Annotated in this window: 7 protein-coding genes; 4 read left to right on the top strand and 3 right to left on the bottom strand. The window is 58.8% G+C overall.

Going from position 1 to position 10,789, the window contains the following annotated elements:
- The first annotated feature begins 45 nt into the window (after positions 1-45).
- Entirely contained in the window at positions 46-1,353 is a 1,308-nt protein-coding gene (gene glnT, locus H1Y61_RS22260) for a type III glutamate--ammonia ligase (protein ID WP_180574867.1), read from the top strand.
- Between the two features lie 43 nt (positions 1,354-1,396).
- On the opposite strand, the gene H1Y61_RS22255 is transcribed toward glnT, so the two are convergent.
- The 3 genes from H1Y61_RS22255 to H1Y61_RS22245 form a co-directional block, all read right to left on the bottom strand.
- Positions 1,397-2,743 (bottom strand): MFS transporter, encoded by a 1,347-nt coding sequence (locus H1Y61_RS22255; RefSeq protein WP_180574866.1) that lies wholly within the window; start codon positions 2,741-2,743, stop codon positions 1,397-1,399.
- A 100-nt stretch (positions 2,744-2,843) separates the two neighbouring features.
- Entirely contained in the window at positions 2,844-4,004 is a 1,161-nt protein-coding gene (locus H1Y61_RS22250; protein WP_180574865.1) for an alpha-hydroxy acid oxidase, read from the bottom strand.
- Positions 4,005-4,349: 345 nt separating this feature from the next.
- Entirely contained in the window at positions 4,350-5,627 is a 1,278-nt protein-coding gene (locus H1Y61_RS22245; protein WP_180574864.1) for an ABC transporter substrate-binding protein, read from the bottom strand.
- Between the two features lie 190 nt (positions 5,628-5,817).
- Here H1Y61_RS22245 and H1Y61_RS22240 point away from each other — a divergent pair, with 190 nt between their 5' ends.
- From H1Y61_RS22240 to pglB, 3 genes are read left to right on the top strand one after another with little or no spacing between them, the layout of a single operon-like run.
- A complete protein-coding gene (locus H1Y61_RS22240; RefSeq protein WP_180574863.1) occupies positions 5,818-8,334 on the top strand; it encodes a hypothetical protein in 2,517 nt (838 codons plus the stop codon).
- Positions 8,335-8,346: 12 nt separating this feature from the next.
- Positions 8,347-9,456, top strand: coding sequence for a beta-galactosidase BglB (gene bglB / locus H1Y61_RS22235; protein WP_180574862.1), 1,110 nt, complete (start codon positions 8,347-8,349; stop codon positions 9,454-9,456).
- Positions 9,453-10,781 (top strand): polygalacturonase PglB, encoded by a 1,329-nt coding sequence (gene pglB, locus H1Y61_RS22230; protein WP_180574861.1) that lies wholly within the window; start codon positions 9,453-9,455, stop codon positions 10,779-10,781. Before bglB ends, pglB begins: the two co-directional genes overlap by 4 nt.
- Positions 10,782-10,789 lie beyond the last annotated feature (8 nt).

Below are 10,789 nucleotides of genomic sequence, written 5' to 3'. Positions count from 1 at the left end.
TTTCCTTTCAACATGTGTCTCAATCCATAAAAACAGGGGAACGACGTGACACAGGACCTTGCACAATTCGCCGCTGAACGCGGCATTAAATATTTCATGATCAGCTATACCGACCTGTTTGGCGCGCAACGCGCCAAGCTGGTGCCAGCACAAGCCATTGCCGATATGCAAAAGGATGGCGCAGGCTTTGCAGGCTTTGCCACATGGCTGGACCTCACCCCCGCCCATCCCGATCTGTTTGCAGTGCCAGACGCCTCTTCCGTGATCCAACTGCCATGGAAAAAGGACGTGGCATGGGTTGCCGCCGATTGCGTGATGGACGACAAGCCGGTGGAGCAGGCTCCGCGCGTGATGTTGAAAAAGCTGGTAGACGAAGCCGCAAGCATGGGCCTGCGTGTCAAGACCGGGGTGGAACCGGAATTCTTCCTGATCTCTGCCGACGGCAAGACAATTTCCGATGAATTCGATACCGCCGAAAAGCCTTGCTACGACCAACAGGCCCTGATGCGCCGCTATGATGTGATTGCCGAAATCTGCGATCACATGCTGGAATTGGGCTGGAAGCCCTACCAGAACGACCACGAAGACGCCAACGGCCAGTTTGAAATGAACTGGGAATATGACGACGCGCTGAAAACCGCCGATAAGCATTCCTTCTTCAAATTCATGGTCAAATCGGTGGCTGAAAAGCATGGGCTTCGCGCCACCTTCATGCCAAAGCCCTTTAAGGGCCTCACCGGCAATGGCTGCCATGCCCATATCTCGGTGTGGGATAATGACGGCAAGGTCAATGCGTTTGCCGATAAGGCCATGCCCTTTGGCCTGTCTGCCAAGGGCAAAACCTTCCTCGGCGGCATTATGAAACATGCATCAGCCTTGGCTGCCGTCACCAACCCCACGGTCAACTCCTACAAGCGGATCAATGCGCCGCGCACGGTTTCCGGTGCCACATGGGCCCCCAACACTGTGACATGGACCGGCAACAACCGCACCCATATGGTGCGCGTTCCGGGTCCGGGTCGGTTTGAGCTTCGCCTGCCCGATGGTGCCGTGAACCCCTATCTGCTTCAGGCCATCATCATTGCCGCTGGCCTGTCTGGCCTCAAAACCAATGCCGATCCCGGCCCGCATTACGACATCGATATGTACCGCGAAGGTCATACGGTGACGGACGCCCCGAAGCTGCCGATGAACCTTCTGGATGCGCTTCGGGCCTATGAAGCCGATACCGAGCTGCAACAGGCATTGGGAGAGGAGTTCTCCTCGGCCTATCTCAAGCTCAAACATGGGGAGTGGACGAGCTATTGTTCACAATTCACGCCATGGGAGCATCAGACAACGCTGGATATCTGACCTGAATGGAATGCCGGGGTCAGCGTCGTCCCCGGCTTTCGAATTAAAGCGTTGCTGTTGTCTGGCGGCGGGCCAGTTCCTCTATTCCAGCCTTCGCCTCGATCCCATCGCCTTTCAGCGTCAGATAGACGCCAAGCACAAAGGCGAGGGCGGCGATGAACAGCAGGTAATAGGCATGTGCCATTGGGTTTATCGGCAGCAGGCTGGCGACCGCAATCGGTGTCAATCCGCCGAAAATCGCGTAGGAGACATTGTAGGAAAACGACAGGCCGGTGAAGCGGACAGGTGCGGGAAAGGCGCGCACCATCACGTAAGGCACGGCCCCGACAATGCCCACGGAAAGGCCCATTACCGCATAGAGTCCAAACAGGACCGGAACCGAAACGCTTGCATAGGTGTAGAAAGCAAAGGTTGCTGCGGCCAAAAATACGCTCCCAACCATTAAAAACCGCCCGGAGCCGAATTTATCGACAATCGCGCCTGATGCAGCGGTGCTGAAAATCAGGAACAATGTGCCGAAGCTGGTGGCGGACAGCGCGATCTGGGCGCTATAGCCATAGAGCTTTTGCAGGAGCGTGGCCGTCATCAGCGTGGTAACGACGAGGCAGGCGGCGAGCACCCAGGTCAAGGCCATGGAAATGATGACAGCAGCGGGATAATCGCGCAGCACGGTTTTCAGCGGCAGTTCCATCACCGTCGTCCGCGCCTGACGCATCTCGGCAAAAACAGGGGTTTCCTGAAGCCAGCGGCGCAGGTAGACGGCAACAAGGCCGAAGAAACCACCGAGGAAAAAGGGAATGCGCCAGGCATAGGCGGCGACATCTTCAGGTGTGAACATCGAATTGATGACGGTTGCGATCAACGAACCCAGCAGAATGCCGAGTGTCAGGCCAGAGCAGAGAAAACCGCAGGCAAAGCCCACACGGCGAAACGGCACATGTTCCGACACGAAGGTCCAGGCACCCGGCACTTCTCCACCGATGGCAACGCCCTGCAACAGCCGCATGATAATCAGCAGCACGGGTGCGGCAATGCCAATGGAGGCATAGGTCGGCATCGCAGCCATGCCGAGGGTGGAGAGCGCCATCAACAGGATGGAAAAGGCAAAGACTTTCTTGCGGCCAAACACATCACCGAAATGGGCCAGGATCAACCCGCCCAGGGGCCGAACCAGATAGCCGGCAGCAAAGATGCCGAAGGTCTGGATGGTCACAAGCCAGTCCGGCATGTTGGCCGGGAAAAACAGCTTGCCGATTACACCCGCGAAAAACACGAAGATAATGAAATCGTAGAATTCCAACGCCCCGCCCAAGGCTGAAAGCCCAAGGGTGCGAAAATCCGCCCGGGTAAGCTGACGGGGAGGCGATGCCGGAGTGCTGATGGGGGACATGATCCTGCCTTGCGAAAAAACTATCCATTTTGGTCGCTGATTATGCGGAGGATTTCAAGATGTAGAACAGGATTTACACGGCAAGGGTGAGAGAATTGGTTCAGCAAGGCCCGGCAGCGAAGGGATTGCCCATCAGGATTGAGCCATCCACCTCCGAAATCAGCCGCTTGCCGCACAGTGCCATGCTGATATCAAGCTCCCTGGCGATGATCTCTAAAGCTCGCTGCACGCCAGCTCGTCCATCCGCGCCAAGCCCGTAGAGAAAAGGCCGACCGATATAGGTCCCCTTGGCGCCCAAGGCCAAGGCTTTCAGCACGTCCTGGCCCGAGCGGACGCCGCCATCGATATGCACTTCGATCCGGTCTCCCACCGCCTCGACAATCGAGGCCAGCATGGAGATTGACGAGGGCGCGCCATCCAGTTGCCGACCGCCATGGTTGGACACGATAATCGCATCCGCCCCGCTATCGGCGGCGGCGCGGGCGTCCTCCACATCGAGAATGCCCTTCAGGATCAATTTTCCGCCCCAGCGCTCCTTGATCCAGGCGACGTCGCTCCAGGACAGCTTTGGATCGAACTGTTCCGCCGTCCAGGCCGAGAGCGAAGACAGGCTGGAGACGTTCTTGGCATGGCCGACGATATTGCCGAAATGACGCCGCCGCGTATTGGCCATACCGATGCACCATTGCGGCCTGGTCGCCATCTGCCAGAGATGTTTCGGCGTGAATTTTGGGGGAGCCGACAGGCCGTTGCGCAGATCCTTATGGCGCTGTCCGAGGATTTGCAGATCGAGCGTCAACACCAGCGCCGAGCAGCGCGCCGCCTTGGCACGGTCGATCAGGCTATGGACGAAATCACGGTCCTTCATCACGTAAAGCTGGAACCAGAAGGGGCGGCGCGTATGAAGCGCGACATCCTCAATCGAGCAGATGCTCATGGTGGACAGCGTGAAGGGCACGCCGTAAGCTTCCGCTGCTTCCGCCGCGAGAATTTCCCCATCGGCATGCTGCATGCCGGTCATTCCGGTCGGGGCGAGCGCCACTGGCATGGTGACAGGTTCACCGATCATCGTGCTTGCCAGCGACCGCTCCGTCATATCGACCAGAACCCGTTGTCGCAGCTTGATGCGGGCAAAATCACTCTCGTTGGCGTGGTAAGTGCTCTCGCTCCAGGAGCCGCTATCGGCATAGTCGAAGAACATTTTCGGGACACGGCGCTTTGCTTGACGTTTCAGGTCATCGATTGTCAATGCAATGGGCATGGCACCTTGTCCTTTCAAATCTGCACATCGTTCTGGAGAGGATGTGCGGCCAAATTTCGACGGTTGCAAGCGGTCCATAATATCCGCTGAGAAAAACACTGCCCAGATTGCTGGGCGGCTTTCAGTTTATTGACAAACTCCGATCTCGGCATTTCGTCACCCTCGGGCTTGTCCCGAGGGTCTGCTGTCTCTGAATAAGCAATTGATAATATTGGATTAAATTAACGTGCTTAGATGCCCGGCACAAGGCCGAGCATGACGTCGAGGATAAATGCAGGCTTTGTCAGCAGTCTGAAAACCGCCCAGATTGCTGGACGGCCTTTAAACTGTGTCGCGCCTAACGGCTTACTTCGTCGCTGTCGCCACGTTGATCTTGTCGATATCGGCGGCCAGCGCATCATAGGTCTGTTGCAGCGTCAACTCGCCGACGATCAGCTGGCTCATACGCTGGACGATCTGCTGGTAAAGCGCCGAGCCGCCCTTTTTCTTTTCAAAAATCCGTGCCTCCTGCGGCACGTTCTTTTCGTTGTCGTTGAAGACGGCCATGGACGCCTTGGCATTGTCGTCCGTCAGCTTGTATTGCGGCTTGTCGATCTCCGCGCCCGTCAGGATCACATAGTTTTCGGCAATCTCGCGCTGGACTTTCTCGGAGCCGAGAAATTCGATGAATTGGGCGACGGCTTCCGGGTATTTGGTACGCTTGAAGCCGACAATCCCGGTGGCACCCGGCATGGCATAGCATCCGGCGGTGCCGCAGGGCGCGTTGATTGCCGTCCATTCGAAGGCGTCGCCAATCTTCTTCTGGAACGGATTGACCATCCAGTTGCCGGCCAGATAGGTCACCACATTGCCATTGACGAATTCGTCGCCCATGTTCTTGTATTGCGAGCCGCCGGCAGCGCCCCACATTTCCTTGGGAAAACTACCCTCCTTCGTCCAGTTGTAGAGATCGGCAATATAGGTCTTGGCGGCTTCGTCGGGAAAGCTGAACTTGCCGTCTTTCACATAGGACGAGCCATAGGAAAAGGCGGCCCCGGAAAACCGGTGGCCGGAACGGTCCATGGTGAAGGGGATCTGCACGCCGGTCTTTTTGGCCACCCGGGCGGAAGCCTCGATAATGTCCTTCAGCGTTGCTTTCGGGCCGGGCAGCGGCTCTTGCGCCTGCTCGAACAATGTCTTGTTGATGAAGGGCAGGTTCAGGGTCTGCGAGGCGACATAGCCATTGATTGATTTCGGGTCGTTGACGCCGGGCAGGCGCAATTGGTTGAGGCTTTCGCCATGCAGTTTGGCGTAGCCATCCGGGTCCTTCATATAGGGCCGCATGTCGAGATAGAAGGGCGCCAATTGCCAATCGGTGATTTTGGCCAGATCCGGGCCTTCGCCAACGGCCAGCTGCACCGGCAATTGCTTGGCGACAGCATCATAGCCTGAAGATACGAAATTGACCTTCACGTCAGGATGAGCCGCTTCGAACTGTTTGCTCAGCGCCGCCATATGCTCGACATAGGACTGATCGTCATCGGTGAACAGAAAGGTGATGGTCTTGGTTTCGGCAAAGGCCGGATGGCTGAGCGCAAGCGCCGACAAAACGATGGCGCTGACGCCTGACAGAATTTTCGACATGATTCTCTCCCGTAAAAATATTTTCATAAATGGCGTAGCACTCCTCAATGTCACGCGCCTCCATCCTCTTTTTGCGACTTGACAAACGTGTCGTCAAGCTGTTTCGTTGGCGAAAATTCGGCGATCCATGATTTTCTTATTGAAATTTGACTGGATAAAAAATATTTTCATGATCGCATGGAGGCGAGCCATGAACGATCATTCCGTAGCAGCAGAAAAAGATCCGGTTTATGAGGTTCGTACCGGTGAGACGATCACGTCCTGGCTGGTGTCGCCACTCACTGCCAGTGTGTTTGCGGGTATTGCGGCGCCCGCCGAGGACCGCGTCGATTACCGCTTCATCAACGGTTTCGTCGATGTCGGCGATCTGCCGTGTCGCAAGGCGTTCTGGGCGACGATGGTCGGTCGAGACCTGGTGCCGGAGCGCGACTGGGAGCCTGATCACCTCAATCTGCCGGGTGCCAATCGGCGAGTGGAATTCACCCATTTCTGGCATGTTCCGACCCATGTGCGCCGCTGGCTGCGTGGCACGTTCAGGGCCACGGCGGCAAGAAGCCTCACGCTGCGGCTGAAGACCTGCGGTGGGGTACGGATCTGGGTGAATGGTGTGGAGCAGGTTCGCTTCGAACCGTTCCGGCGCAATTTTGAATCCATGTCGGATGTCACCCTGCAACTGGCCGAGGGCGATAATGATATTCTGGTTCACACCGAAGACCTGGCGGAGCGCGACACGGTCTGGTTTGTCGAGCTGGAAGTGACGGATGCAGAGCCAATCGCCGTGCTTTTGCCTGCGGCCCTGGATGGGGCGACAGTTGCGGGGCTGGAACGGTTGATCCGCAGCGTGCGCCCGGCCCGCGACGTGTTTTGCGGTCAACCGCTGGAATTACTGTTCGATGACGCGCCGCGAACCGATATTCCCGTGGAGATCACCGTCTACAGCCATGGTCATGAGCGTGCCGTGCTGGCAAAGGCGCAGGCGGTTCTACGCGCCGGGGACAGAACCCTTATCGTGTATGAAACGCTCGGTATTGCCGATGGTTATCACGGTGTGCGGCTGCGCATGGGTGAGGGTGCCAGTGTGGCGAGCCGGGTGATTGATGCTGCTTTTCTGAGCCGCTTACAGCCGGAGATTTCGCAGGATAGCCTTAGGGAGCGCAAACAGCAGGCGCTTGCTTACTCGGCCCGCCATGGTGCGCCGCGCATCGGCCGGGTGCTGGCCATGGCGGCCTGCGGGCAGGTGGATGACGCAGTGCTGGAAAAACTCCTGAGCGATACACTTGCCGCCATCGACCGGCGGGAGGATTGCTCGGATTTCATTCTTGTGCCGCTGCTGTGGCTGCTCGGCGCTTACCCTGATGTTCTAACATCTGACCAGCGCGAGCGGGTGTATCAATCGGTGCTGAGCTATCGCTACTGGGTGGATGAACCGGGCAATGACACCATGTGGTTCTGGAGCGAGAACCATGTTCTCTGCTTCCACACCAGCCAGCTCCTGGCCGGTCAGTTGATGCCGGATGCGGTGTTTTCGGCGTCTGGCCGCACGGGTGTAGGGCAGGCGGCTCTGGCCCGTCAGCGGCTGCATCGCTGGTTCGACAGCGTCGAGGCGCATGGGCTGGCCGAATGGAATTCCGCCGCCTATTACCCGATTGATTTCATTGGCCTGCTGGCGCTGGAACATTGGGCGGAGCCTGACATCGCCACCCGCGCCCGCCAGCAATTGGACCTGATCTTCCGGATGATCGCCCTGCATACACTGGCGGGGGTGCCAGCGGGTTCTCAGGGCCGCGCCTATGACAAGGAATTGCGGGCCGGGCCGCTGACGGAACTCGCCCCTTTCGCCTGGGTGGCATTTGGAGAGGGCTGGCTGAATGGTGGTGTCGCCTCCCTGCCAATGTTCTGCGCCAGCGACTACCAGCCGCCGGAGGATCTGGCTCCGTTGGCGGTGCTGAAGCACGGACGCAGCATAGAGGCGCGGTATGCGCAGGGGCTTGAAAGCGGCAAGCTCGTGGTGTTCAAAACCCACGCCTCGCAGCTTTCGACGGTGGTCGATCACAAGACAGGACGCAAAGGCCATCAGCAGCATGTGCTGGATATCAGGCTGGCTGGCCATCCGATGGCGCGGCTCTGGATCAATCATCCCGGCGAGGACGATCCATGGGGCTCGCAGCGGCCCTCCTATTGGGCAGGAAGCGGCATCCTGCCGCGCGTCGCGCAACATGGCGATATCGCCCTGCTGATTGCCGATACGCAAGGCGGACGCCTGCCGTTCACCCACGCCTATCTGGGCATTGACGGTCTGGACGAGGTAATCACTGAGGAAAACTGGGTCTTTACCCGCTCTGGGCAAGGGTTTGCCGCCCTTTACAACAGTCACGGACTGGAGCCGATGCACGCAGGCGCGACGGCAGGCCGTGAATTGCGGGCACTGGCACCGATTTCGGGCTGGGTGGCCATTGTCGGAGCCGGTGACGCGCAGGCTTTCGAGATTTTCTGCTTGAAAGCACGGACAACCAGCATCGACTTCGATCCGTTGGCGAGAACCCTTCGGGTCCGGGCACCGGGTCGTGAGGCGCTGTTTTTGAATTATGACGGCGATTTTCGGCTAGGGACACGTCCGCTGCCCTTCAGCCATGAACAGCCGCAACCGGTGCTGACCTATGACAGCGCCCAACCGGATCGGGGTGAAATCACCCCTCTTTATCAGTAGATGGATCAGACCATGCATCAGCCAGAGACCGGCCATCCGGCCCTCCAAAAGACAATCGACAAAGTGGCGGTGGCTTTCAGCCGCCTCAAGGGGATCAAGGAAGGCTTGAGCGGGGAAGGCAGCGCAAGCGGCATTCAGTTTGACGAATGGGATTGGGAAGTGGGCGTCGGTCTCTATGGCTTCCTGCGCCGCGCCATCGCCAGTGGCGACAGGAAGGCAATCCATGATCTCGTGGATTGGTATGCCATGCAGATCGGTCGTGGCCTGCCGCCGCGTCAGATCAACAGCACAGCTCCGATGCTGCCGCTGGCGATCCTGATCGGTCATGTGGATCGGCCCGATTTCAACACGCTGGTGCAGGATTGGGCCGAATGGTTGGTGAAAAGCCTGCCGAAAACCGAGGATGGCGGCTTTCAGCATGTGGTCAAGGAACGCCTGAATGAAGGTGAGCTTTGGGATGATACCCTGTTCATGGCCGGGCTGTTTTTGGCGCAAGCCGGTGTTCATTTTGGCCGTAAGGACTGGATTGATGAGGCCGTCTATCAGTTCATGATCCACGCCCGTTATCTCTCGGACCCGGTCTCCGGCCTCTGGTATCACGGCTGGACGTTCATTGGCCGTCATAACTTTGCCCGCGCCTTCTGGGCGCGGGGCAATGCCTGGATCACCGTGGCGATCCCGGAACTGTTCTTCCTGGTGCCTGGTATAGACGAAAAGGACCGCCGCTTTCTGGCCAATGTGCTGAAAAGCCAGTTGCGCTCGCTGAAGGCCTTCCAGCGTGAAGACGGCATGTTCCATACGCTGCTGGATGATCCGACCTCGCCGCTTGAAACCTCGGCCACCGCCGGGATTGCCTATGGCATATTGCGCGGCATCGAGGCGGGCATCCTGCCGGTGGAGGATAAGCTCCATGCCGATAGGGCGCTGGATGCCGTGCTCAGCCATATCGATGATGAGGGTGTGGTGCTAGGTGTCTCGGATGGCACGCCAATGGGGCATGATCTGGATTTTTATCGTCGTATTCCCAACCTGCCGACCCCTTACGGTCAGGCCCTGGCTCTGCTGCTGCTGACGGATGTGGCACTGGCCCAAGCGGCTGCGACCCAGGAGGCAACCGCATGACCCAGACGCTGGACATTGTCATCGATCATCAGGACGGCGACCGTACGCAAGCCATTCAGGCGGCAATGGACCATGTGTCTGCTTCTGGCGGTGGCAGGGTTTCGCTTGCCGCCGGATCGCATCAGGTTGGCGGGCTGACGCTGCGCTCCGGTGTCGAACTGCATCTGGGGGAGGGAGCCGTGTTGCGGCCCGTGCCGGATTATCAGGCCTATGGCGATAATATCGTCTCGGTCATTGCCGAAAAATCCAACCGGGCCATGCTGGTGGCGCGCGGGGCTGACACGATCGCGCTGACAGGGCCGGGCCGTATCGACGCCAGCGGCGATGCGTTCATTGCAGGGGATGATGTCAGCGTCGGCGTGTTCATTCCGGCGGAATTTCGGCCGCGTGTTCTGGTGCTGGAGGGGTGCCGGGGCGTTCGTCTCGACCATATCCAGGTGGAAAACTCGCCGATGTGGACGCTGCATTTCGTTAATTGCGAGGATGTCAGCCTTGCCAATGTGGCGATCCGCAACAATTGCCGCCTGCCCAATACCGATGGCATTGTGCTGGACGCCTGCCGTCGGGTGCTGATTGAGGACTGCACGATCTCCACCGCCGATGACGGAATCTGCCTGAAAACCAGCGTCGGGCCGGATGGCAAGGCGATTGGCACTTGCGAGGATGTGCTGGTGCGCCGCTGCACCGTCTCCAGCCAAAGCTGCGCGCTGAAGCTGGGAACCGAGAGCTTCGGTGATTTCTCCCGCGTAGTGTTTGAAGATTGCCGCGTTGAGCAATCCAACCGGGGCTTGGGGATTTTTTCCCGCGATGGCGGCAAGGTCTCCGATGTCAGGTTCTCCCGCATCAGCCTGGATTGCCGGGAGACGCCGGACGGGTTCTGGGGGTCCGGCGAGGCGCTGACGGTGACGGTGGTGGACCGGGTGCCGGAGCGCCCGGCGGGTGCGGTGCGGGGACTTGTTATTGAGGACATCACCGGGCGGATGGAAGGCACGATCAATCTCGTCTCCATGGCCGGTGCCGGTATTCACGATGTCGCCGTGCGGCGGGTGTATCTGGCCCAACAACCCGGCGCCCTTGGCACTGCCTTGCGCTACGACATGCGCCCGACCAATGCGGATCTGGCACCATCGCCCGAGGCTCATGGCCGGGCCAATGCCTGGACGCGCGGGGCTGACGGACGCATCGTGGGGCTGATCGACTATCCGGGCGGAATGCCGGGTGTGTTTGCCCATGGGGTGGAAGGGCTGACTGTAGAGGATCTCGTTATCGACAGGCCGCAGCCCCTGCCGGATGGCTGGAACCTGCTGGATTTCGTCCAACAGTGAAATTGATG

The sequence above is a fragment of the Agrobacterium vitis genome (genome assembly GCF_013426735.1).
Taxonomy (GTDB): domain Bacteria; phylum Pseudomonadota; class Alphaproteobacteria; order Rhizobiales; family Rhizobiaceae; genus Allorhizobium; species Allorhizobium vitis_D.
This window is presented reverse-complemented; position numbering and strand designations above follow the sequence as displayed.

Bases quoted from the DNA above. Each gene is read 5' to 3' on its own strand.
- H1Y61_RS22255 (WP_180574866.1), bottom strand. From the start codon at position 2,743: ATGTCCCCCATCAGCACTCCGGCATCGCCTCCCCGTCAGCTTACCCGG.
- H1Y61_RS22240 (WP_180574863.1), top strand. From the start codon at position 5,818: ATGAACGATCATTCCGTAGCAGCAGAAAAAGATCCGGTTTATGAGGTT.
- bglB (WP_180574862.1), top strand. From the start codon at position 8,347: ATGCATCAGCCAGAGACCGGCCATCCGGCCCTCCAAAAGACAATCGAC.
- H1Y61_RS22250 (WP_180574865.1), bottom strand. From the start codon at position 4,004: ATGCCCATTGCATTGACAATCGATGACCTGAAACGTCAAGCAAAGCGC.
- H1Y61_RS22245 (WP_180574864.1), bottom strand. From the start codon at position 5,627: ATGTCGAAAATTCTGTCAGGCGTCAGCGCCATCGTTTTGTCGGCGCTT.
- pglB (WP_180574861.1), top strand. From the start codon at position 9,453: ATGACCCAGACGCTGGACATTGTCATCGATCATCAGGACGGCGACCGT.